The sequence below is a fragment of the Dorea sp. AM10-31 genome (assembly GCF_003435815.1).
In the GTDB taxonomy this organism is placed as follows: domain Bacteria; phylum Bacillota; class Clostridia; order Lachnospirales; family Lachnospiraceae; genus Dorea_D; species Dorea_D hominis.
This window is the reverse complement of record NZ_QTUV01000001.1, coordinates 196540-221527: the sequence shown is the minus strand read 5'-3', so window position 1 is coordinate 221527 and position 24988 is coordinate 196540. Positions and strand designations below refer to the sequence as shown.

Annotated in this window: 25 protein-coding genes; 23 read left to right on the top strand and 2 right to left on the bottom strand. The window is 36.8% G+C overall.

Translation table 11 applies throughout. The annotated features are described in order from the left end of the window. The first annotated feature begins 7 nt into the window (after nt 1–7). The 17 genes from DW125_RS01030 to gloA2 all read left to right on the top strand — a co-directional run bounded on the left by DW125_RS01030 (nt 8) and on the right by gloA2 (nt 15707). Complete coding sequence (locus DW125_RS01030) at nt 8–1234, top strand: glycosyltransferase (protein WP_117536850.1); 1227 nt, start codon at nt 8–10, stop codon at nt 1232–1234. Further along, on the top strand, nt 1212–2066 hold the full coding sequence (locus DW125_RS01025) for a capsular polysaccharide synthesis protein (protein WP_117536849.1): 855 nt from the start codon (nt 1212–1214) through the stop codon (nt 2064–2066). The genes DW125_RS01030 and DW125_RS01025 overlap by 23 nt, the downstream gene beginning before the upstream one ends. Nucleotides 2067–2116: 50 nt before the next feature. Next, entirely contained in the window at nt 2117–3058 is a 942-nt protein-coding gene (locus DW125_RS01020; RefSeq protein WP_117536848.1) for a capsular polysaccharide synthesis protein, read from the top strand. 87 nt (nt 3059–3145) lie between these two features. Further along, the gene (locus tag DW125_RS01015) at nt 3146–4138 is read left to right on the top strand and encodes a glycosyltransferase family 2 protein (protein WP_117536847.1); all 993 of its coding nucleotides are present in this window, start codon (nt 3146–3148) and stop codon (nt 4136–4138) included. 17 nt (nt 4139–4155) lie between these two features. Continuing rightward, nucleotides 4156–5262, top strand: coding sequence for a polysaccharide pyruvyl transferase family protein (locus tag DW125_RS01010; protein WP_117536846.1), 1107 nt, complete (start codon nt 4156–4158; stop codon nt 5260–5262). Continuing rightward, entirely contained in the window at nt 5240–6508 is a 1269-nt protein-coding gene (locus DW125_RS01005) for an O-antigen ligase family protein (RefSeq protein ID WP_117536845.1), read from the top strand. Before DW125_RS01010 ends, DW125_RS01005 begins: the two co-directional genes overlap by 23 nt. Continuing rightward, nucleotides 6496–7470, top strand: a complete 975-nt coding sequence (locus DW125_RS01000) for a glycosyltransferase family A protein (RefSeq protein ID WP_242992878.1) — start codon at nt 6496–6498, stop codon at nt 7468–7470. The genes DW125_RS01005 and DW125_RS01000 overlap by 13 nt, the downstream gene beginning before the upstream one ends. A gap of 3 nt (nt 7471–7473) precedes the next feature. After that, entirely contained in the window at nt 7474–8985 is a 1512-nt protein-coding gene (locus tag DW125_RS00995; protein ID WP_117536844.1) for a lipopolysaccharide biosynthesis protein, read from the top strand. Nucleotide 8986: 1 nt separating this feature from the next. Further along, on the top strand, nt 8987–10147 hold the full coding sequence (locus DW125_RS00990) for a Coenzyme F420 hydrogenase/dehydrogenase, beta subunit C-terminal domain (RefSeq protein WP_117536843.1): 1161 nt from the start codon (nt 8987–8989) through the stop codon (nt 10145–10147). Between the two features lie 55 nt (nt 10148–10202). Further along, nucleotides 10203–11105: a sugar phosphate nucleotidyltransferase gene (locus DW125_RS00985; RefSeq protein ID WP_117536842.1), complete on the top strand. Its 903-nt coding sequence runs from the start codon at nt 10203–10205 to the stop codon at nt 11103–11105. 3 nt (nt 11106–11108) lie between these two features. After that, the gene (locus tag DW125_RS00980) at nt 11109–11723 is read left to right on the top strand and encodes a VanZ family protein (protein ID WP_330411763.1); all 615 of its coding nucleotides are present in this window, start codon (nt 11109–11111) and stop codon (nt 11721–11723) included. A 144-nt stretch (nt 11724–11867) separates the two neighbouring features. Then, nucleotides 11868–13010: a DUF4238 domain-containing protein gene (locus DW125_RS00975; RefSeq protein ID WP_117536841.1), complete on the top strand. Its 1143-nt coding sequence runs from the start codon at nt 11868–11870 to the stop codon at nt 13008–13010. Beyond that, complete coding sequence (locus tag DW125_RS14325; protein WP_330411762.1) at nt 12895–13209, top strand: VanZ family protein; 315 nt, start codon at nt 12895–12897, stop codon at nt 13207–13209. The genes DW125_RS00975 and DW125_RS14325 overlap by 116 nt, the downstream gene beginning before the upstream one ends. 109 nt (nt 13210–13318) lie before the next feature. Beyond that, the gene (locus DW125_RS00965) at nt 13319–14044 is read left to right on the top strand and encodes a hypothetical protein (RefSeq protein ID WP_117536840.1); all 726 of its coding nucleotides are present in this window, start codon (nt 13319–13321) and stop codon (nt 14042–14044) included. A gap of 19 nt (nt 14045–14063) precedes the next feature. Continuing rightward, nucleotides 14064–15083 carry a dTDP-glucose 4,6-dehydratase gene (gene rfbB, locus DW125_RS00960; RefSeq protein ID WP_117536839.1) on the top strand — a complete coding sequence of 340 codons (1020 nt, stop codon included), beginning with the start codon at nt 14064–14066 and terminating at the stop codon, nt 15081–15083. 77 nt (nt 15084–15160) lie between these two features. After that, nucleotides 15161–15268, top strand: a complete 108-nt coding sequence (locus DW125_RS14545) for a thioester domain-containing protein (RefSeq protein WP_442873170.1) — start codon at nt 15161–15163, stop codon at nt 15266–15268. A gap of 61 nt (nt 15269–15329) precedes the next feature. Continuing rightward, on the top strand, nt 15330–15707 hold the full coding sequence (gene gloA2 / locus DW125_RS00955) for an SMU1112c/YaeR family gloxylase I-like metalloprotein (RefSeq protein ID WP_117536838.1): 378 nt from the start codon (nt 15330–15332) through the stop codon (nt 15705–15707). Between the two features lie 115 nt (nt 15708–15822). On the opposite strand, the gene DW125_RS00950 is transcribed toward gloA2, so the two are convergent. After that, nucleotides 15823–17301, bottom strand: coding sequence for a nucleotide sugar dehydrogenase (locus DW125_RS00950; RefSeq protein WP_117536837.1), 1479 nt, complete (start codon nt 17299–17301; stop codon nt 15823–15825). Nucleotides 17302–17456: 155 nt separating this feature from the next. Beyond that, a complete protein-coding gene (locus DW125_RS00945) occupies nt 17457–19133 on the bottom strand; it encodes an alpha-glucosidase (RefSeq protein ID WP_117536836.1) in 1677 nt (558 codons plus the stop codon). A 441-nt stretch (nt 19134–19574) separates the two neighbouring features. Between DW125_RS00945 and DW125_RS00940 the strand changes: the two genes are divergently transcribed. From DW125_RS00940 to glmS, 6 genes are all read left to right on the top strand, one after another. After that, on the top strand, nt 19575–20300 hold the full coding sequence (locus tag DW125_RS00940) for a hypothetical protein (protein ID WP_021861176.1): 726 nt from the start codon (nt 19575–19577) through the stop codon (nt 20298–20300). 80 nt (nt 20301–20380) lie between these two features. Beyond that, nucleotides 20381–20530 carry a hypothetical protein gene (locus tag DW125_RS13960; protein ID WP_158549871.1) on the top strand — a complete coding sequence of 50 codons (150 nt, stop codon included), beginning with the start codon at nt 20381–20383 and terminating at the stop codon, nt 20528–20530. Nucleotides 20531–20539: 9 nt separating this feature from the next. After that, nucleotides 20540–21232, top strand: a complete 693-nt coding sequence (locus DW125_RS00935) for a hypothetical protein (RefSeq protein WP_117536835.1) — start codon at nt 20540–20542, stop codon at nt 21230–21232. Next, nucleotides 21211–21525 carry a hypothetical protein gene (locus DW125_RS00930; protein WP_117536834.1) on the top strand — a complete coding sequence of 105 codons (315 nt, stop codon included), beginning with the start codon at nt 21211–21213 and terminating at the stop codon, nt 21523–21525. The genes DW125_RS00935 and DW125_RS00930 overlap by 22 nt, the downstream gene beginning before the upstream one ends. A gap of 135 nt (nt 21526–21660) precedes the next feature. Beyond that, a complete protein-coding gene (gene glmM, locus DW125_RS00925) occupies nt 21661–23046 on the top strand; it encodes a phosphoglucosamine mutase (RefSeq protein ID WP_117536833.1) in 1386 nt (461 codons plus the stop codon). 79 nt (nt 23047–23125) lie between these two features. Next, a complete protein-coding gene (gene glmS / locus DW125_RS00920; protein WP_117536832.1) occupies nt 23126–24967 on the top strand; it encodes a glutamine--fructose-6-phosphate transaminase (isomerizing) in 1842 nt (613 codons plus the stop codon). The last annotated feature ends 21 nt before the right edge of the window (nt 24968–24988 follow it).

Below are 24988 nucleotides of genomic sequence, written 5' to 3'. Positions count from 1 at the left end.
TTAAAATATGCGGATTTTACTTGTAAATAAATTTATATTTCCCAAGGGTGGAGCGGAAACGTATACATTCGATGTGGGAAAAATGTTAGAAGAACATGGGCATGAAGTCCAGTACTTTGGTCTTGAAAATGAAAAAAATATAGTAGGAAATCGAGTAGGATCATATGTGACGAATATGGATTTCTCTCAAGGAATAAAGGCAAATTTAAATGCACCTTTTCGTATTATCTACTCAAGAGAAGCGCGTAAAAAAATTCGTGCGGTTTTAGATGATTTTCAGCCAGATGTAGTACATCTCAATAATATACAGTATCATCTGACCCCTTCTATTATTTTGGAAATTAACAAATGGCGTAAAGAAACAAAAAAAGAATGTAAGATTGTTTACACGACACATGACTATCAGCTTGTTTGTCCCAGCCATGGAATGTTCGATGTGAACATGAAGCCGTGTGAACGATGCTTGGATGGTCATTATATTCATTGCCTTCAAACTAAATGCTTGAAAAATTCCAGAGCAAAAAGTCTTCTTGGAACACTGGATGGATATATGTGGAAATATAGTAAAGCATACTCATATGTGGATGTCTATATTTGCTGTAGTTATTTTCTTAAATCAAAGTTGGACACGCAGAAAAGATTCCGTGATAAAACCATCGGGTTGCATAATTTCAAAAAAGAGATGCCGCACTTGGATAACATTCAAAAAAAGGGTTATGTATTAGAGTTTGGACATCTGTCGCGAGACAAAGGAACAGATACGTTGCTTGAAGTAGCCAAGAAGATGCCAAATACAGAATTTGTGTTTATTGGCTATGGCCCGTCGGTTGATAAAATGAAGGATATTCCCAATGTGAAGTATCTGGGATTTAAGACTGGAGAAGAACTCTATCGCATTATTGCTGAGGCAGCAATCAGTGTTTGCCCGTCTGAATGGTATGAAAACTGCCCGTACTCTGTTATGGAGTCGGTACTTTTGGGTACGCCTGTTGTTGGATCTAAAATGGGAGGTATCCCCGAATTAATTGAGCCTGGTGAAACCGGAGAATTGTTTGAAGCAGGTAATGTGGAAGAACTTATGAAGGCGATAAAGAAAGTTCTTCGAACACAAGATGTATTGGAAAGATATACAAAGAATTGTAGTCAGGTGAATTATGAAACGACAGAGAGCTACTATATAAAACTGATGAAAATATATCGAGGAGAAAAGAATGCGGAACAAATTTCTTCGTAACCAGCTTCATATTGTCAAAGATTATGAGCTGAGAAAACTGCTTTGGCAATCGGGGGGTGGCACAGCGGTTTGTAAAAAATATCTGAAGTTCAGAGATATTGCTCCTGAAAAGCTTACGTTCCCAGAAACACAAGTAGATGAACCTATTTGGTTATTCTGGAATACAGGGTTGGAGCAGGCACCTGAGATAGTAAGGACGTGCTATCAATCTGTAAAAAAATATGCCGGCAGACAAGTTGTTTTGCTTACAGAAAACAATGTGCAGAACTATATAAATATGCCGGATTATCTGAATGAGAAATTAAAAAGCGGAGTCCTTCCATTAGCGATTTATACAGATTTAATGCGTGTAGCATTATTGGAGCATTATGGTGGGACATGGATGGATGCAACAATACTGCTAACAGATGAAATCCCACAGGAAATATTAAATAGTGATTTTTTTGTGTTTCACAATTCACTCGGCGAAATTGATAATCCCGTATTGTATCCGGTCTGGTTCATCCACGCCAAGCAACATAATAGAACGATTTGTGAGATTCGTAATGTTCTGTTTGCCTACTGGAAACGAAATAATCATGTACCAGAATATCTGTTTTCAAATATTGTAATCACACAAATAATGAGGTCATCACCAGAGGTTGAGAAAAAGATGCCTTATTTGAATAGTGACTACAGCGAATATCTGGTTAGAGTATTAGGAGATAGGTTTACAGAGGAAAAATTTAATTGGATTAAGCGGCTTACTGGGATACATAAACTAACCTATAAATTAGAACCATCAATTGATAAGGAGGAAACAGTTTACCATTATCTGGTGCGGAATCTATGAGCCTTTTGAATAGTAGTTTCTGCAAGATAAAGGGAGACAATTAAATTATTATGCTGAATGACTACTATCAAAATATTGGCATGAAAGGCTTTATTCAAAGATATGGAATTGTGAATGCCGTCAAACGAGGGGCATTTATGTTTATCAAATTGCATCTTGTCAAGGATTATGAGGTGCGGAAGGTATTGTGGCAGGAACGAGCTTCTACCAAGATAAAACCATATTTAAAGTATAAAGACACAGATGTTGAGGGGCTTAGCTTTCCCCAAAATGATGTAGAGAATCCGATCTGGATTTATTGGAACAAAGGTATTGAACAGGCACCGATCATTGTTCAGAAGTGCTATGAATCTGTATGTAAACATTCCAATTCAAAAATCATTTTGCTGAATGATCAAAATCTTGCAAATTACATTCGATTGCCAGATTACATTGAAAAGAAAAAGGATGCTGGACAGATTCCGATGGCGGGGTATGCGGATCTGATGAGATTTGCATTACTGGAACATTATGGTGGAACATGGATTGATTCAACGGTATATCTTACAGATCCTATTCCAGATATGATTTTAAATAGCGATTTTTTTGCAGTACGAAATTCACTGCTGTTGATAGATAATCCTGTGCTATATCCTGCATGGTTTCTTCATGCAAAAAAAGGAAACAAAACAATTCGAGAAATAAGAAATGTTGCTTTCGCATATTGGCTCAAAAACGAACATGTAATTGAGTATCTGCCGCCAAATTTGATTATCACTTTGGTGGTAAAAAGCAATCCGGAAGTTGAGAAAGCAATTCCATATATGAACAGTGATTATAGCGAGTATCTTATTAAGGTTTTAGCTGATGATTATTCAGAAGAGAAATGGAATTGGATCAAAAAACTTACAGGTATTCATAAGTTGACATATAAATTAGATGCTGATATTAAACACGGACATAACTTTTATGATTATTTAATTACATCAAGTGACGAGAAGAATATAAAATAATTATTTGATACCAGAATCAAATTAAAAAGAAGAATATGATGACATTAAAAGAAACTAGAATTTGTGATAGTGTATGGAGAATGATGAATGAGACCAAAAATTAGTGTAATTGTACCAATATATAATGCGGAACTTTATCTGGAGCAATGTATTGAGTCCGTATTGAATCAAACGTTGCGAGATATTGAACTATTATTAATCGATGATGGTTCAACAGATAATTCTTTTCTGATATGTGAAAAATATAAAAAAAGAGATAATAGGATTCAATTATATACTAATAAAAATGTGGGGCAAGGTTTAGAAAGAAATTTTGGTATAAAAAAATCTACAGGTGAATATATTGCATTCTTAGATTCGGATGATCAGTATAAGGAGAATATGCTTGAAAAACTGTATCAAAGAGCGATTGAAACAAATGCAGATATGGTTTCTTGTAGAATAGTTGATATGCATGATGGAAAGATCATAAAGGAACATCCACTAAATGATAAAGTTTTAATTGGCTGCAAAGAAATTAAGGCTGCAATGGCTGATATGATTTCTTACGAAGAGAAAGATGGATACTCTGGATGTATTGCGGTATGGGATAGCATTTTCAAAAGAGATATAATTGAAAATGAGGGTATACAATTTTTTTCCGAACGAGATGTTTATTCTGAAGATTTGTTATTTAAGCTGATGTTTATGACACATGCTAAAAAAATAGCCTTTTGCACTGAAGCTGTATATTTATACCGTGTTAATGACACTTCGTTTACGCATCGAATTGATGTATCCGTCTTAAAAAGAATTGTAAATTTATATAATGAAGTTTGCATACTGTTTGGAGATGTTTTGAAAGACTATAATTTGAAACGAAGAATAATTAATCGAACTTTTTTTACCTTGAGATTCAATATAAATAAGATTTCTAAAACGAGAAATGCTAAAGACTTTTATAGAATACTTTTGAATGATCAGGAGATAATGAGTGTTATTGACTTATATCAGCCGACAAATTTGAAAAATATTGTTGTATATTATTCGCTTAAATGGAAATTGATACGAGTTTTTGAGATACTATCTAAAATAAATTGATTTATAGAGGGATATTTATGAGAATAGGAATTATTACGTTTCACAGAGCAATTAATTATGGGGCAGTTTTGCAAACATATGCATTACAGAAATTTTTAAATGTTTCTAACTATGATGCAGAGGTTATAGATTATCGATGTGAACATATGGAAAATTTTTATAAAACATTCACAATAAAGGACAAGTCTGTAAAACAGATTATTAGAGGAATGTTGAATTTTAAAAACACATATAAGAAAAAAAGAGAATTTTACAGATTTTTGGATCAAAATGTCCGAATAAGTACAGAAGTTTATGATAAGTTTAATATAGATAAGGCGAATCTTCGCTACGATAAGTTTATAACAGGAAGCGATCAGGTTTTCAATTTTGCATGTACAGATTTCGATAAAACATATTTTTTACAATTTGTAAAAAATTGTGATAACAAACTTTCCTATGCTGCTTCGTTTGGTATGAAGGAGATTCCAGACAGCTATGTAAATGATTATAAAAGTTTGCTATCAACTTTTTCTGAATTATCTATCCGTGAAAATGCAGGACAACAGATTGTAAAAAAACTAACCGGAAAAGATTCGGAATTATCTGTGGATCCAGTCTTTTTATTGACCGCAGAAGAATGGGAAAAACTTGCAAAGAAACCTAAACTTAAGAATTATATATTAATTTACAAATTGAATACTTCGAATTTGATTTTTGACTTTGCAAGAAAATTATCTAAATTAACGGGCAGAAAAATTGTGGCGTTGAATTTTGATGTAGTAGATCAAATGAAAACTCCGGATATAAAAGGAGTGTATTCGGCATCAGTAGAAGAGTTTTTGGGATATATAAAATATGCTGACTATGTTGTGACTAATTCATTCCATGGAACAGCCTTCTCTGTTATTTTTCATAAAGATTTTTATGTGGAAGCATTACAAAAAGATTTTAAGCCTAATGATAGAGTCGAATCTTTGTTATGTTTAACAGGGTTAGATGAATGTAAGGTGAAAACATTAGAGGATTGTAGATTAAATGTTAGTAGAGATTTTAATTTTGCCGATGATCAGATCAGAAAACAATATATAAAAACAAATCAGTATTTTGAGAGGGTTTTGAATGAAGATGGAAGGTCATTCTAATTTAACTGGTACTAAAACATTAGAAATAATAATTGCTTTACTTATTAATCTGGTTATTTTTTCTACCAATAACAAGTTGATGATGTACACAAAATACCTATCGCTGTTTATAATCGTTTTGTGTTTTGGATTGTTCATTTCAAAAAAAGATTATACAGTAAAATTGAATAAGTTTATAGGTCTATATGTTGCATTTGTTTCAATTCTATTTGTTGGTTGGATTTGGTTTTCTAGCTCTGATGGATCTATAGATTATAGTATATACTTTATTTCGGGCATAAGTATTGTCCTTTTTAGATTTTCAGGAATATTTTATCGCTATTTATTGAAAATCTTCAGGGTTCTATTTTGGATATTTATTTTTTCTATGTTTTTAGAAGCAGCATCGCCGGATATTTTTCATAGATTGTTTGGGTTTGTATCATTCGGAGATGAAACTATGCGTGCGCTTACATCAGGCGGAGCAATCGCAGGTCTCGCTTTTGAAAAGGCATATGCAGCATTTATCTGCAATCTAGGACTAGGGATGATTTTTGCAGAATATATCTGTCATAAATCATATAAATATATTATTCAGAGTCTTATTGTAATGGTAGCTCTAATGATGACGGGAAAAAGGACGCTTTTTATTATACCAATAGCAGTTTTGCTGATTTATGTTATACTTTTTTCTAAAAACAATAAATTTATAAAATTGGCAGGTGTTGGTTTAGGAATTACTATATTTATTATAGGTGCATATGTACTGGTTCCTGGTGCGTCTTTAATCATCGATCGCATTGTGAATAGTGAAGGAGACGTACTTTCGGGTAGAGAAGTGTTTTGGAATTATGCAATGGAAATGTTTCGGCAAAACCCATTGTTTGGAAAAGGGTTTTTATCGTTTAATGATTATGCTTTTTATCGAGGATTTCGATATTATGGAGAACGTTGGAATTATCAGGCACATAATGTATATATTCAGCTTTTGGCAGAAACCGGAATCGTTGGTTTTCTATTAATGACATTACTTATTATCTTGATGCTGTTCAAGATAATATCTGTAGTTAAAGAAAAGCCCGTTTTTTGGAATATACTTTTGATTTATTGGATTATTTTGTTTGGAGTCTATAGTTTTACTGGAAATACATTATATTATCCATGCCAGCTAATTGTTTTGATTATTATTATTCTGTTGGTTTCAAATATAAAAGTAGCGGATTCTTCTTATATGGTCAGTAAAAGAACTATTAAATGGAAGTTTTAGATTTGAGTGGAGGTGTTAAAGTGGAACCGTTAGTGAGTATTATTACTCCGTCATATAATTCTGAAAAATATTTAGATGCATTTTTTATCTCAATTTTGGAACAGGATTATGAAAATTATGAAGTGATTTTTATTAATGATGGCTCAACTGATAGAACTGAAAATATTGTCTATAAGTATAAGGAGAAATTCGAAGAAAGAAACATTCGTTTTGTGTATTTAAAGCAGGAGAATGGTGGACAAGCAAAGGCTATGAATTTGGGCTTTCCATATATTCAAGGAAAATACTTTATTTGGCCAGATTCAGATGACGAATTGTATCGAAACAATATTAGCGAAAAGGTGAAATACATGGAACAACATCCAGATATTCCATTGGCAATGTCTTGGGCTGATTATGTAGATGAGAGTGGAAATGTTATAAAGCGTTTACAAAGAATTAAACCTGAAAAAGATAATTTTTTTGAAGATTTATTATTCAGTAAAAATGTTGTATTTTGTCCGGGTATCTATATTATGAGAACAGATATATTTTTTAAGTATGTGCCAAGTAGACATATAAATGAGAGCCGAATTGGGCAGAATTATCAGATTTTATTGCCAGTAGCATATCACGAAAAAAAAATTGGATACATTGATAAAACATTATATAAGTATATTCTACATAAAAACAGTCATTCTAATAAAGATAATAATAATTATGAAAAAACAATCCGAAGATTTCAAGAACATGAAAATACATTATATGATCTTATAAAGAATATATGTGATGTCAATGATCAGAATATATACACTCGAAAAGTATTTGTACACTTTAATCGTTTTTATCTCCGATTGGCAAATGAATACGGAATGAAAAGTGAAGTAAAGGGTTATTATAACAAATTAAAAGTAGTTGGGGAAAACGGAATTAAACAAAAAATATACTATATTATGGGAATGTTAGGAATAAAGGCAAGGTAAAATATGGGACGCTCAAAAAAATTTATATTGAATTCGGTTACGACAGCATTATTACAGGTCGTAACAATGATTGCAGGGTTTATAACGCCTAGATTTATGTTGACAGCATATGGATCTGAAATTAATGGCTTGATATCATCTATTCTACAGTTTATTAGTTACTTCAATCTAGTAGAGGCTGGTTTGTCAAGTGCAGCGGTTTATTCTTTGTACAAACCTATCGCAGAGAAAGACTACAATAGGATCAACCGGATAATAGTTGCTGCGAAGCACTTTTATGTGAAATCAGGATTCATTTTTGTAGGTTTGGTTGTAATCTTGGCTATATGTTATCCTTTTATTACAGATTCAACTGTTTTAGATCAAACTAGTATTTTCGCTTTAGTTCTTGTGTTGGGAGTTAATGGCTCGTTAGAATTTTTTACTTTGGCAAAATACAGAGCATTGCTTACTGCTGATCAAAGGACATATGTAATTTCATTGGCTTCGATTGTGTATACAGTTTTAAATACTATCATTGTCGTGGCCTTATCAATAATGCATATTAATATTGTCTTGTTGAGAATTATTGCATTGTTATCAATATTTGTGAGAACATTAATATTGTATGTGTATGTTAAAACTAATTACCACTTTATATGTTATGACGTGGAACCTGATTATGGTGCGATGGATAAGAGATGGAGTGCGTTATATTTACAGATAGTTCAAACTGTACAAAATGCATCTCCAGCAGTTATGACAACCATTTTTTCATCTCTTAAAATGGTAAGTGTTTATTCAGTTTATAATATGGTGATGGCTGGGATTAATGGAGTAATGTCTGTATTTTCTACGGGTGTCTCAGCAGGTTTTGGGGAATTAATTGTTAAGAAAGATAAGACAGCATTTCAAAAGGCATATAGTGATTTCGAATATCTTTATTATTTTATGGTTAGCGTTATATATTCTATTACATTAGTTACAATCCTACCGTTTGTAGGGGCCTATACAAGTGGAGTTGATGATATTCAATATACAAATCTTACACTTGCTATTTTATTTGTAGCTAATGGAATCTTATACAATCTAAAAACACCTCAAGGAATGTTGGTGATAGCGGCGGGGTTATATAAGGAAACAAGAGTTCAAAGTACGGTTCAAGCAGCTATTTTATTGATAGGAGGTATTTGCTTTGGAATAAAATGGGGATTAGCTGGAATCATGTTAGCTTCCTGCTTATCTAATTTATATCGTTGTATTGATTTGTACTTTTTTATACCCAAAATGGTAACACATATGACTAGAAAAAGTACTTTGTTAAATATTTGTACTGCAATTTTAATGATTATAGTAATATATGTTACGGCACCAATGCTAATAAAGTTTACGCCAACAAGTCTTATTACATGGCTTTTTTACGCAATCTGTGTTGGAACTTATAGTTTAGTTTTTATTTGTATTTTTCATATTATATTTGCAAGAGACAATTTTAGAACGATACTTATAAGATTGAGAAATATGAAAGGAAAATAAGATGGAAAAGTTATACATAAATAAAGAGGACTGTTGTGGATGTTCAGCATGTTTGAATATTTGTCCTAAACATGCAATTTATATGAAACATGATGAAAAGGGATATTTGTATCCTGAAATTAGAAAAGATTCATGCGTTAATTGCGGATTATGCGAAAAGGTTTGTCCATTAAAAGATAAAGAAAAGAATAAGAAGTTTGAAAAAATAGCTTATGGAGTAAAAAATAAAGATGAGCATGAACGAGCAAAAAGTAGTTCAGGTGGAGTATTTGCAGAAGTTGCAAAATATATTTTGAACAATGATGGCGTTGTGTATGGCGTGGAGATGAACAATGATTTTCAAGTAAAACATGGAAGAGCGACAACGATTGAAGATGCTCGGAAATTTCAAGGCTCTAAATATGTACAAAGTGATAAACATTCGATTTTTTGTATGGTACAGAAAGATCTGAAGGAAGGAAAAGAGGTGTTGTTTACAGGTACGCCATGTGAGGTAGCTGGTTTGAAGAAATATTTGAGAAAAGAATATGATAATTTATATACGTTGGATTTAATTTGTCATGGTGTACCAAGTAGTGAATTATTAAACGCATTTTTAAAGGGAAAAGAAAAGCTGTATTCTTCTCAAATAATAGAACTTAAATTTCGAGAGAAAGTGTATGGGTGGAGAAATCAAGAAATATATATTAAATTTAAAAATGGACGAATATACCATGCTCCTATATGGGTGGATAATTTTTATCGTTTATTTACCAATAATTATATATTAAGAGATTCTTGTTATGCATGTAGATTCTCAAGTATGGAACGACAAGGAGACATAACAATTGGAGATTTTTGGAATCTGAAAAATGTAAATGAGGCATTTGAGGATAAATTGGGCGTATCATCTGTTATCATAAATTCCGAAAAGGGAAAGAAAATATTTGAAACAGTAAAAAATGAATTTGATATAATCGAATGTTCGTTAAATGATATTAATCAGAAAAATTTAAATAGTCCCTCACCTAAACCAGTTCACTATGAAGATTTTCAAAGGCTGATTGCTGAAAAAGGATTCGAGTATTGTTTAAAAAAATACGGATCAATGAAGATGCTTGAAAAAATAAGAAGAGTTTTGTCACCTGTGAAACAAAGATTAAAAGCAATGTTAAGGCATTAAAAGTGGCTGGGAGAAAAAGAAAGTTTATAGTTTAGATAATAAAGGAGGAAAAGTGATGAACACAACATTACTTATTATGGCTGCCGGTATCGGCAGCCGCTTCGGAACAGGAATCAAGCAATTGGAGCCGGTCGATGCTTCTAATCACATCATCATGGACTACTCAATCCATGATGCCATTGAAGCAGGCTTTAACCACATGGTATTTATCATCCGCAAGGATATCGAGAAGGAGTTCAAAGAGGTCATCGGTGATCGCATTGCCTCCATTTGCTCTTCTCATAATGTAACTGTGGATTACGCTTTTCAGGACATTGACGATATTCCGGGAAAACTTCCAGCAGGTCGCACAAAGCCGTGGGGAACCGGTCAGGCTGTGCTTGCAGCGAAGAAGGTCATCAAGACTCCGTTTATCGTCATCAATGCGGACGATTACTACGGCAAGGAAGGTTTCAAAGCCGTACATGAGTATCTGGTGAATGGTGGAAAGTCCTGCATGGCTGGCTTTGTGCTGAAGAACACGCTGTCTGATAACGGTGGCGTGACCCGTGGCATCTGCAAGATGGATGAGCAGAATAATTTGACTGAGGTTGTGGAAACCAAGAACATTGTAAAGACCGCAACTGGGGCAGAAACAGATGGCGTAGCTGTTGATGTGAATTCTCTTGTTTCCATGAATATGTGGGGCTTGACACCGGAGTTTTTGGATGTGCTGGAAGATGGCTTTAAGGAGTTTTTTAAGAAAGAGGTCCCGGGTAATCCTCTGAAAGCAGAATATCTGATTCCCATCTTTATCGGTGAACTGCTGGAGCAGGGAAAGATGTCTGTAAAGGTTCTGAGAACCAATGACACTTGGTATGGTATGACATATCATGAGGATGTCGCAGCTGTAAAGGACAGCTTCAAGAAGATGCTGGAAAACGGCGTGTACAAGGCTGACTTGTTCAGTGATCTCTAAACAATGATGAAAGAAACGATTGATTTATTTGGGAAGATCCTCACAAACATCCTGACTGCGCTATATGAGCCGTTTGGCTTTTCGCTTCTTCTTTCCTTTTTTGCCATGTTTTTCTATCTGTATGCGTATGAACCTACCGCAGCAGGCAAAGGATGGAAGAGCGCCATAGTGACTTGGTATCAGAAATTTAAAGAGAGCGTGTTCTTTCGGAAGATGTTCTTACTGGTTTTCGTGACATCGATGATCTTGTTCCGAACGCTGCTGAATCGGAACCTGTGGCTAAATCCTTTGTCAAATGTCATGGGTGGCTGGGGCATCTGGGAGACCGTGAACGGCGAGCAGAAACTTACAACTGAGTGCATTGAGAACGTGATCATGATGGTGCCGTTCACCAGCATGGTTATATGGACATTTCAAGAGAAAGTGGGCAGTAGCTGGAAGAGGATACTGTGGTATAGCGGAAAGGTAGCGTTCATTTTTTCGATAAGCATTGAGGTGCTACAATTATTGCTTCGCTTGGGTACATTCCAGCTATCGGACATCTTCTACAACACAGTCGGCGGAGTGCTAGGCGGATTGATGTACTGTGCGTTGATGAAGGCAAGAAAGCGTCTATAAAACTGGATGAAATTGTGATATACAGGGAGCGGTAGCTCCCTACATTGCTCGTAATAATCACACACCTCTTCGTGGTGAGCAGCAGGCAACGATCTTATGATCGGCTAAGTGTGAGAAAAACTAGAATGTCAGAAGGAAAAGGTTATGGCTATTATACCAGCCCCAAAAACACATAGTGATGTAGCAATGAATCAGCATCTTATTCCAAGATGTTACATGAAAGCGTGGAAACATAATAGCGGTAATGATCCGAAAGTCTGGTTGTTTGATAAGAGTGTGGGTTATTGTGAATCCAACCCGGAAAATTCGGATTGGACTTTAAGATCCTTTTCTACCAAGGAGATAATGGCAAAAAACGGGTTTCATGACATTAAAGCAGGGTTTTCATATATGCCAGACGAGGCACTTCATGAGATATACGATGACATACTGCAGGTTAATGTGGTATGTGATGGTAAGAATTTGAATAGTCCAGAATTACTTAATCAATATTTTTACGACTTCGATAAATGGGAGATAAAAGATTCTTCTGGAATAGAGTTTACAGAAGATGAAAAAAGACATCTGAAGGAATATTTTAATAATTCAAGATGGACCTTTGTCGAAACTGAATGGGCACACACATATGAAAATAATTGGGGAGAATTTATTCAATCAGTAGAAAATAAGATAAAGCAGGCGTATGCGAATAGAAACACTTCGACAAGTAGCAGTGTGACTCAAGACGAATTGAATACTCTAATGAAATACTGCATGATTTATAACTGGAGAAGCATTGCTGGTAACGAAATATTTAACTCTATTTATGATTTTATACCATTCACAGACGAACTGAAAAATGTAATAATCCCAGAAGCAGATAGAACATATGAAGATGATGTCACTGCGTATGATCAGATGAAGCACGCATCAATAATAAAAGCATTTGTTGATTATCTGCAGTCAGACAGTGGAAAGATGAAAACTATAGAGAGCGCATTTATGCAAAGAGTGGCTCCAGTTTTCTTGATGACGAACGATACGAATCCCTTTATTACATCAGATGTTCCATCTTTTACAAGAGACAGAGCAGATGGTTTAAAGGATATCATATTTGTTGCAACTCCGACGTTGGCTATTGGATATGGCAGAGGTGAGACAGGCAAATTTATAGTGAGTAAATTCTCACAAAATGAAGTGCTGGAATATAATAAGTCTATTGCTAAATATGGAAATAAACTGGTTATTAAGGATCAAAATTATGATGTCAAGCAATTGTTTGTGGGCATTTCAAAAAGAATTACTTGATGAATCTGAGAATATTAGATTTGGAAAGACCGTTTGGGAAGCCACAAAAGTTGTAGCAGTATTTTCTTTTATGATAGAATTTACTCAGTTATTATTCCATCTTGGAACATTTCAAATATCGGATCTGACCTATAATACACTTGGTGGAGCAGTAGGTGGTGTCATCTATTATTTAGGATATTTCAGAAAGCGAAAGTGAAAAAATAAAATAAGAAACAGAGGACAGCTATCGGAGCATTAGTCCGGAGCAAAGAATCCTCTGTTTTAGGTGTAAGCTGATTGGATTCACATGGAAATAGGAATTAGAAATGGCAGGAAGACCAAAAAAGAAACCAGAATATAATCCAGAACTTCAATTTAACAATTTTCTTCAAGAGTTAAGAGATGCCTATGAAGAAGCAGATTCCTTAAGATCACTGGCAGATGAGTTAAATATTAGTCTGCTTAAACTTCGTAAGCTACTTATTACTGCAGATGTATTCACATCAGATATATGTACAGAAATTAATGATCTGCATCAGTCGGGGAAAAAGATTCCGGAGATTATGAAACTCACAGGTCTTTCCAGAGCATCGGTTCATTCCTATCTGCCCTACACTAAGGGAATTTATAATGCAGCAGAGATAAGTTTAAATGCGGAGCGATGCCGGACGTATAAGATTCGGCAAGAGCAGGTTCGGCTTCTACACGAAATACCATCAGAAGAAAATCTGTGGCAGACTGTTATTGCATTTCAGGAGTATCCATTTAAAACGGCAACAGGATTACCATTCCGATATAAATTGAAGGTCGGTAAAAACGGAGAGTATAACAGAGAGCTGCTGATAGACCGGAGAGAGAAAAGTAAGAGTCTTGCCTGGAGTAGTGTGGTGCTGGCATTTGAAAATAGTAAGAAGATTTCAGAAGAAGTGAAGAAACCGAAGGCACTTGGAGACATTAGAGGAGTTTCATATATTTATCCGATACTATGGCGATTTGGCATCATCAGAGTTCCGGAAGCAATAGAGAAGAAAATGCATCAACATTTGTATTAAGAAAGAAGAGGATAGAAGAATGACAATTATCGTAACTGGAGGAGCCGGATTTATTGGAAGTAACTTTGTATTTCATATGTTGGATAAATATCCTGATTATAGAATTGTATGTGTGGACAAGCTTACATATGCAGGAAACTTATCTACTTTAGCTCCAGTAATGGATAATCCTAATTTCCGTTTCTGCAAGATTGATATTTGTGACAGAGAAGCAATCTATAAATTATTTGAAGAGGAACATCCAGATATGGTTGTGAACTTTGCAGCAGAATCCCATGTAGACCGTTCTATTGAAAATCCTGAGATTTTCTTAGACACAAACATTAAAGGAACTACTGTTATGATGGATGCCTGCCGTAAATATGGTATCAAGAGATACCATCAGGTAAGCACTGATGAAGTTTACGGAGATCTTCCATTAGACAGACCGGACTTATTCTTTACAGAAGAGACACCAATCCATACAAGTTCTCCATACAGTAGCTCAAAGGCAGGAGCAGACTTATTAGTTCTTGCTTACCACAGAACTTATGGGCTGCCTGTAACAATTAGCCGTTGCTCTAACAACTATGGACCATATCATTTTCCAGAGAAGTTAATCCCGTTAATGATTGCCAATGCTTTAGCAGATAAGCCATTACCTGTTTATGGCGAAGGATTAAATGTTCGTGATTGGCTCTATGTAGAGGATCATTGCCGTGCGATTGACTTAATCATCCATAAGGGACGTGTTGGAGAAGTTTACAATGTCGGCGGTCATAACGAGATGAAGAATATTGACATTGTAAAGATTATCTGTAAAGAACTTGGAAAGCCGGAAAGTCTGATTACTCATGTAACAGACCGTAAAGGTCATGATATGCGTTATGCCATTGATCCAACAAAGATTCACAACGAATTAGGCTGGCTTCCAGAAACAAAATTTGAAGATGGAATTAAGAAGACGATCCAGTGGTATTTAGATAATAAGGAATGGTGGGAGACAATTATTTCCGGTGAATATCAGAACTACTACGAAAAAATGTACGGAAACAGATAAGAATATTAGGAGCGATAAGAAATGAAAGTATTTGTAACAGGCGTGGCAGGCCAGCTTGGTCATGATGTCATGAATGAATTACATACGATATTGCAAAGCTGAGTGATGGGAAAAAGCTGGCTAAGGTTTGCTATTATGGAACGAAGGCGGCAGGTGATGAAAAATTGAAAAAAACAGAGAATTAATGTGTTTTCATAAAAATCTTACTGTGATAAACTTATAGGAAAAACGAAGGAGGATAAATCAATGTTTGACACAATTCATCATATTGCAATTATAGGAAGCGATTATGATAAATCAAAACATTTTTATATTGATTTACTGGGATTTGAAATAATCCAGGAAAATTATCGAAAGGAACGGGATGATTATAAAATAGATTTAGCTTGTGGAGAGCAGGAGATTGAGCTATTTATTATAAAGGATGCTCCGGCCCGTGTGAATTATCCAGAGGCACTTGGTTTAAGACATCTGGCATTTAAGGTAAAAAGTGTTGACGATACGGTTAAGGAGCTTAACGCAAAAGGAATAGCAACAGAACCGATACGTTTAGACGATTATACTGGAAAGAAAATGACATTTTTCCATGATCCGGATGGCTTGCCATTAGAAATCCATGAATAATTGAATTTAAGCGCTTACGATTGGAAAAGTAATAAGATGAGCAAAAACCTGCATTTTCGATTGGGAAAATACAGGTTTTGTTAATATGTAAAATGTCTATATTATATAATATCTATTAATCTCTTTTGAAAATATCACGTGTATATACTTTGTCAAGTACATCATCCAGACGGGAATCGTACCGGTTTGTGATGATTGCTTGACTTTTCTTTTTGAATTTTTTTAGATCATTTACCACGAGTGATCCAAAGAATGTTTCTCCATTTTTTAACGTTGGTTCGTAAATGATAACAGTAGCCCCTTTTGCTTTGATTCGTTTCATGACACCTTGAATAGAAGACTGTCTAAAGTTATCAGAGTTTGATTTCATAGTCAAGCGGTAAACACCGATAACGCAATTCTTCTCCTGATCCGGAGCATAATCCCCACGATTGTAATAATCATAATATCCAGCCATATTTAACACCTGATCAGCAATAAAATCTTTTCTAGTTCTATTACTTTCTACGATAGCAGAAATCATGTTCTGTGGAACATCATTGAAGTTTGCCAGAAGCTGTTTTGTATCTTTGGGCAAGCAGTATCCACCGTAACCGAAGCTTGGATTGTTGTAGTGTGTTCCGATACGCGGATCCAGGCAGACACCGTTGATGATTTCCTGTGTATCTAAGCCTTTTGTCTCAGCATAAGTATCCAGCTCGTTGAAATAAGAAACACGAAGAGCGAGGTAAGTATTTGCAAAAAGTTTTACAGCCTCAGCTTCGGTGAATCCCATAAATAATGTATCAATATTTTCTTTGATTGCTCCTTGCTGAAGAAGTCTTGCAAAGATTTCAGCTTTTTCTTTTGATTCCTCATTGCAGGATACAATGATTCTGGATGGATACAGGTTGTCATAGAGTGCCTTTGATTCACGTAGGAACTCAGGGCTGAAAATAATGTTTTTTGTATTATATTTAGCTCTTACAGATGCTGTATATCCAACAGGAATAGTAGATTTAATGATCATAGTTGCATCTGGATTTACTTTTAATACAAGTTCAATAACTGCCTCTACTGCAGAACAGTCGAAGAAATTTTTCTTGCTGTCATAGTTAGTCGGAGCTGCGATTACTACAAAGTCTGCATTTTTGTATGCTTCTTCTCCATTCAGTGTAGCGGTAAGATCCAGTTCTTTTTCAGCGAGATACATTTCAATATAGTCATCCTGGATTGGCGATTTTCTGTTGTTGATTAGTTCCACTTTCTCAGGAATAATATCTACAGCTGTTACGTGATTGTGCTGGGATAGGAGTGTTGCAATCGACAGACCTACATAACCGGTACCGGCAACAGCGATATTATATTTTTTATTGAGGATAGGTTTATTTACTATAGAATTTTCCTCTTCAAATAAATCGGTTACTTCGAATCCAAGTGCTTCGGCAATGGCCTGAAGCTGATCGATGGAAGGAATATAATCTAATCCCTCTAATCGGCTTACCATAGCTCTGTGGATGCCAGTCATTTTGGCAAGCTGAGCTTGCGTAAGTTTTTGCTCTTTTCTTTTGGCAATAATTGTATCCGCCATTTTCTTATAAGAGATTTTTTTCATAATTACTCCCTTGATGTTATTAATTATCACATTTTAAATGTGAAATGATTACAATCCAAAACATTTTCATGCTAACAGAAGCGTGTGAGGGTGTCAATGTTAGGGGCTGTGAAAAAAGATAATTCTATTATTAATAACAAAAATATTTGTTGCTTTTATGAAAGCATTTCCAGAATGACTGCCTGATAGCCTTCCAGCATAATCTCATTGCCCTCGGTCTTAAGCTGCGGCAGATTGTTCAGCACGATGTGTTTGAGCTTTGATGGAAGTGTCAAAGTCTGTTGCTGGGTTTTATAGTTGCCAATCACGAGCAATGTCTGGTCAGCAGATTTTCGGTAGTAAGCCATGACACGGTCCTGATTCTCAAATACAGGGAGGAGATCACCGTATACGATCGTTTCAGCATAAGCTGGATCCTTGCGCAGTGCAAGCAAACGACGGTAGTACTGGTAAACAGAATCCGGATCATTTTTCTGACTTTCCAGATTGATCTTTTTGTAATTGTAATTTACCCTGAGCCATGGGGTACCGGTTGTAAAGCCTGCATTTGCAGAAGCATCCCACTGGTAAGGAGTTCTGGCATTATCGCGGCTGATGCGGTTTACTGCCTTTAAGGCGCTGTCTGGTGTCAGACCGGCATTTAATGCCACCTGATATTCGTCGAGTGTAGAAATGTCATCGACTTCATCAATCGACTGGAATTCTACATTTTCCATACCAATTTCCTGCCCCTGATAGATAAATGGAAGACCACGGAGCATGATATTCATTGTGGCAAGCAGCTTTTTGGAAGTGTCGGTGCATTCGCCCTCTGGGATATAGCGAGAAACGCCGCGCGGTTCATCGTGATTTTCAATAATATTGGAGAGCATGCCGAAGTCTTCAATCTTTTTCTGACTGGCGAAGCAGCAGCTCCGGTAATCATTTGGTGTGATTACTGTCTGGTCATACCAGCCCTTCGCGCTGGCACCGAAGATAGTCTCATTGAAATCAAACATCGTTGAGAAGTAGCCGTTGTCACCGATGAAATCCGGAAGCTCTTCCGCTTTTTCATTGAAGATTTCGCCGACAGTAAATGCACCATGCGGAAGGAAGGTGCGGTCACGCATTTCTCCTAAAAATTCACCCACACCGACTGCGTGTTTCAGCATTTCGTCCGGACTGCACATTCCATCTTTGCGGTCTGCCGGATAATTCTGCCACGGAAGCGGTTTTTTGATATTAATGATCGCATCGATGCGGAAGCCGGCAAGTCCCTTATCAAGCCACCAGTTGATCATTTTATAAATTTCCTCGCGCAGCTTTGGATTTTCCCAGTTCAGGTCTGGCTGCTTTTTATGGAACATGTGCAGGTAATATTTCCCAGGCTGGCCAGGGAGTGGCTCCCACACACTGCCACCAAAGTAGGAACGCCAGTTACAGGGCAGTTTCCCATTAGGGCAGTCTTCAATGTAAAAATATTTTCCATATTCTCCGTCCGGATCTTCGCAGGCTTTTTTGAACCATTCATGCTCATCCGAACAGTGATTGACGACGAGATCCATCAAAATGTGCATATCACGTTTCTTTGCTTCGGCAATCAATAGATCCATGTCATCCATTGTACCGAAACGTGGATCGATATTGTAATAATCAGAAATATCATAGCCTTGATCGGCAAGTGGAGAGCAGTAAATTGGAGAGAGCCAGATAATATCTATACCGAGGTCTTTGAGATAATCGAGCTTGCTGATAATGCCTGGAAGATCGCCGATGCCGTCTCCGTTGGAGTCACAGAAGCTTTTCGGGTAGATCTGATAGGCAGTTTTTTTGTGCCACCATTTTTTTTGCATAGTAAAAATCCTTTCGTTGTAAAGTGTGTGTATCAGTGGAAAGAGAAACCGTTCCTGGCGTCCTTCATTGATTAATAGTGGTTTCAATAAAAATTATTATCTTTTCGATTTTTAGAAACAATCTCATTATACTCCCTTAAGTAAGAAAATGCATCCTCAATCATGTGCCGAAGTGGCATGGCATAGTGAGTTTTTGACTGATTTTTCAAACCCCAGATGACAATAGAGTCCTGTTTTATTTTATGTGAAGGATAAAGTATATACCCGCGATATTTTCAAACGCGATTAGAGGAGTATGAGTGCCTGGACCGTGGGGTATCTGGAGGCGTTGAGTGATTTGGAAAAGTAGAGAAAGTGTTGAAAAGTTGCAGGAAACATAATTAAATTGGACAACAATACAGAGGTATGATAATATTTATTGTATCTTAATGAGGATATTGAATGAGATTAGTAATTGATAAGAAAGAATTAGAATTATTACTTGAACAAAAGAAAGAATACATTGGGAATCAAGTTACTATTGATACAGTAATAGCGGGTGTTTCATTTTTATTGTCAGTAATGACAGCGCAATATCAGAAGATTTTTGGAATATCTGGAGAAATAATAAAAGTATTTTTTTGTACAATTGGTATTTTATATGCAGTAAAAATCATATGGGATTTCTATAAATATAGAAGGAATAAATATACTCATAAAGTTTTAATGAAAGAGATAGAGGATTTAGATATGATTCAACATAATCATTCATTGGTAATTATTAAAGAGTCATTTAATGATAATATGAAGAGATTTTTACTTTATTATGATGAAAAATGGGATTGCAAATTGTTTTTGAATTATAAAACGCAGGAACGTGGAGATGAAGCTGCGATTATTGCAAATGTAGTGAAAGAGTTGAAGCTTAATCAGAAAGAAGTAAAATGTCGATACATTACTTCAAAGTTGCAGGAAAAATATTCAGTAAGTCATCGTGAAAATAGAATTTATAATCATCGTTTATATGAGCTTCAGGTTAATAGATTTTCAGAACAGGAAATGGAAAAGGATTTTGTTGTAAATGGAAAGCATTATTATTGGATGAGTATAGAAGAAATGGAAAAAGATGATAACATTAGGAACAAAAATCTGGAAGTGGTAGATTTTGTAAAAGAATATATGGGATAAAGTTTTCCGCTTGTGTATTTCGCAGAGTTTTTGAAGATACACAGGCGGTTTTGTTACTTATATGGTAGCAGGAGGTTGCTATGTCGGAAATGAAGATGAATTATATTTTTATAGAAAAAGAAACGCAGGATTCGATATCTATGTGTGAGCAGATCGCTGAGCTGCTGGGTGTGGAGGACAGCAAGATGAAGTCAGGCAACTTGCCAATGTCAGGTTTCATTTGCTTGTAGGATGTGGAAGTGTTTTATGAGATCTCCGGCAAGAGTGGTGCGGATCAATATTTCCTGGAATTAAGTACAAAAGCCAGAGTGAACAGAGCTGTGATCGCACTGCAGACATTAGATGATACCATTTATCAATCGCCGAAGCAGAAGTATTACACGGCAATTCGTGTGTATGATGGGATTTCGGAAAGCTATTGTAAGCGGCTCTATCCTAAATATGCAGAGTTTGAGCGGCTGCTTCGCGCGTTGGTATCTCTGATCGTGACGAAGGCGTATGGAAGTGCATGGCGGGAAGAGACCGTGCCGGAAGAGATGATGGCAGATCTTAAGAAGAATGCAAGAGGCAATCTGCCAATCAGTGAGACTCTGGAGCAAATGGATTTATCCACAGTGGAAGAATATTTATTTGCAGAAAGAGAAGTTGTGTATGAGGAGGTTGTCGCAGGTAGCGGTGAAAATGCAAAGGGGACGGCTGGTAAAACAGCAGATTTTGAACAATTATCAAAAGAAGAATTATGCCGGTTGCTGGAAGAACTTCGACCGACAAGCCTGTGGGAGCGGCATTTTGAATCACTTGGAAGTCAGAAAAAATGGAAAGAGAAAATTGTTGGGGTACATCCGGTGCGTAACAAAGTGGCACATCAGAAACGGATCAGCGGCGCGGAATATAAGCAGTACCGGCAGCTGTGGAAAATGTTACCAGATTGAATGCAATTTCACCGGTTACAAAAAGTACGCAGATGATAGCGGAAGTATTATCTGATATGCGGCGTAGCCAGCAGAAAGTAATGGCAGCAGTCAGACCGGCGGCTATAGCTGCGAGCATGCAAAAAGATGTGGTATCGGAAGTTGCGAAAAGTCTTCGTATACCACAGACAATGCGTGACAGTATCGCAACTGCGGCGAAGATGTCACGGCTTATGAACATTTCAGGAATTGTAAATCTGGAAGATAAGGGGAATAAAACTGAGGATAATGACTTAGAAAACAATAGGGACTAGTAAATTCCGGCAATTTACGCTATAATGGATAGGATTATAGGCAAAACTAAGGAATTAATAAAAAGAGATAATAATCAAGTCCGGATCTTCCGGACGCCAAATATAATATACCAAAGTAGAAAGGATTTTAGAACGATGGGTAAGTATTTTGGAACTGATGGTTTCCGTGGGGAAGCTAATAGGAACCTGACAGCAGATCACGCATACAAGATTGGGCGTTTCCTCGGCTGGTATTATGGAGAACTGAAAAGACAGAATGGAGATGACACTCCGGCTAGAATTGTAATTGGTAAGGATACAAGACGTTCCAGCTATATGTTTGAATATACACTGGTCGGTGGACTGGTAGCATCCGGTGCAGATGCATACCTGCTTCATGTTACAACAACACCGTCTGTAGCTTATGTGGCAAGAGTAGATGAGTTTGACTGTGGTATTATGATTTCCGCAAGTCATAATCCATATTATGACAATGGAATTAAGCTGATTAATGGTAATGGTGAGAAGATGGATGAAGGAACAATCAGCCTGATCGAAGCATATCTGGACGGAGAAGTAGAATTATTTGGAGAGAAATATTCAGAAGTTCCGTATGCACACAAAGAGAAGATTGGTCGTACTGTAGATTATGTATCAGGAAGGAACCGTTATGTCGGATATCTGATTTCTCTTGGAATGTATTCGTTCAAGGGTGTCAAAGTTGCATTAGACTGTGCGAATGGAAGTTCATGGAATATTGCCAAATCTGTATTTGACGCACTGGGAGCAAAGACTTACGTGATCAATGCGGATCCGAATGGAACAAATATCAATAACAATGCAGGGTCTACACACATTGAAGGACTGCAGAAGTACGTGGTAGAAGAAGGCATGGATGTTGGATTCGCTTATGACGGAGATGCTGACCGCTGTCTCTGTGTGGATGAAAAAGGGCAGGTCGTAGACGGAGATGCGATTCTTTACGTATATGGAAGATATATGAAAGAGCGCGGAAAACTGGTGACAAATACAGTTGTTACAACAGTTATGTCTAACTTTGGACTTTACAAAGCATTTGATGAGCAGGGTATCGGTTATGCGAAGACTGCTGTCGGAGATAAATATGTATATGAATATATGCAGAAGAATGGCTGCCGAATTGGTGGAGAGCAGTCCGGTCACATTATTTTCTCAAAATATGCATCAACAGGTGATGGTATTTTAACCAGTCTGAAAATGATGGAAGTTATGATGGCAAGAAAGAAGACAATGAGCCAGTTGACAGAAGATTTACACATTTATCCACAGGTGCTTGTGAATGTACGTGTACAGGATAAAGCTGTTGCACAGGCAGATCCGGATGTGCAGGCAGCAGTACAGAAAGTTGCAGACGAGCTGGGTGATACAGGAAGAATCCTTGTCCGTGAATCTGGTACAGAGCCACTGATACGTGTAATGGTAGAGGCTGAGACACATGACATCTGCCAGAAATATGTGGATGATGTAGTGAATGTGATTAATGAAAAAGAGAAGACAAGATAGTCTGACTCTCAGGATCAGAAAATGTAGATAGATGATAAGGTCGTATGATCTGACAGGAAAGATAGGAGTATTAAGAAATATGTGTGGAATTGTAGGATATGTAGGAAATAATCAGGCAGCACCGATTTTGTTGGATGGACTGTCCAAGCTGGAATACCGTGGTTATGATTCGGCCGGAATTGCTGTCCGTGATGCAAATGGCGATGCTGAGATTGTTAAGGCAAAAGGACGTCTGAAGATTCTGGCTGAGAAGACAGATAATGGTGCCGCTGTCCCGGGAACATGTGGAATCGGCCATACAAGATGGGCAACACATGGGGAGCCGTCTGAGAACAATGCACATCCGCATAAGAGTGATGATGGCAATATAGTTGCTGTTCACAACGGTATCATTGAAAATTATCAGGAATTAAAGGAAAAACTGTTAAGAAAAGGATATACATTCTATTCCAATACAGATACAGAAGTAGCGGTAAAACTGATCGATTACTACTATAAGAAATATGAAGGAACACCGGTTGATGCGATGAATCATGCAATCGTCCGCATCCGAGGTTCTTATGCGCTGGCAGTTTTGTTTAAAGATTATCCGGAAGAGATTTATGTGGCCAGAAAGGACAGTCCGATGGTTCTCGGAGTTGCTGACGGAGCATCATATATTGGATCTGATGTACCGGCTATTTTGAAATATACAAGAAATGTATATTATATTGGCAACCTGGAGATGGCGCGTGTAAAGAAAGGGGAGATCACTTTCTACAATCTGGACGGAGAAGAGATTGAGATTGAACCAAAGGAAATTAACTGGGACGCAGAAGCCGCTGAAAAAGGCGGTTATGAACATTTCATGATCAAAGAGATTCATGAACAGCCAAAAGTTGTAGGAGATACCATTAACTCTGTTCTTACGACAGATGGCAAGATTGATTTGTCAGAGGTTGGTCTGTCAGAAGAAGAGATCAAAGATATTCGTCAGATTCACATTGTAGCATGTGGTTCTGCATATCATGTTGGAGTTGCAACACAGTATGTAATGGAAGATCTTGCAAGAATTCCGGTGCGTGTAGAGCTGGCATCCGAATTCCGTTATCGCAATCCATTGCTGGACGAGAAAGACCTGGTTGTACTGATCAGCCAGTCCGGTGAGACAGCAGATACGCTGGCTGCACTTCGCGAGTCCAAAGCAAGAGGTGTGCGTACACTTGCAATTGTAAATGTAGTAGGTTCTTCCATTGCAAGAGAAGCAGATAATGTATTCTACACACTGGCTGGACCGGAGATTTCCGTTGCAACAACAAAAGCATACAGCACACAGTTAATTGCAGGTTATGCACTGGCAATCCAGTTTGCCAAAGTAAGAGGCGAGATTGACGAAGCACGTTATAGCGGTCTGATCAAGGAAATGCAAACCTTACCGGAGAAGATTGAGAAGATTATTGAAGACAAAGAGAGAATCCAGTGGTTTGCATCCAAACAGGCAAATGCAAGAGACGTATTTTTCGTAGGTCGTGGTATTGACTATGCAATCTGCCTGGAAGGAAGTCTGAAGATGAAGGAAATCAGCTATATTCATTCTGAGGCATATGCTGCAGGTGAATTGAAGCATGGAACGATTTCTCTGATCGAAGACGGCATTCTTGTTGTCGGTGTTCTGACACAGCCGGATCTCTATGAGAAGACAGTTTCTAACATGGTTGAGTGCAAGAGCCGTGGCGCTTACCTTATGGGACTTACAAACTTTGGACAGTATAATATTGAAGATACAGTAGACTTTACGGTATATATTCCAAAGACAGATCCGTTATTTGCAACATCACTGGCAGTCATCCCGTTACAGCTCCTTGGTTATTATGTCAGCGTTGCAAGAGGTCTGGATGTAGATAAGCCGAGAAACCTTGCGAAGAGTGTTACAGTAGAGTAATCTTCCTGCAAAAGGCGGTCG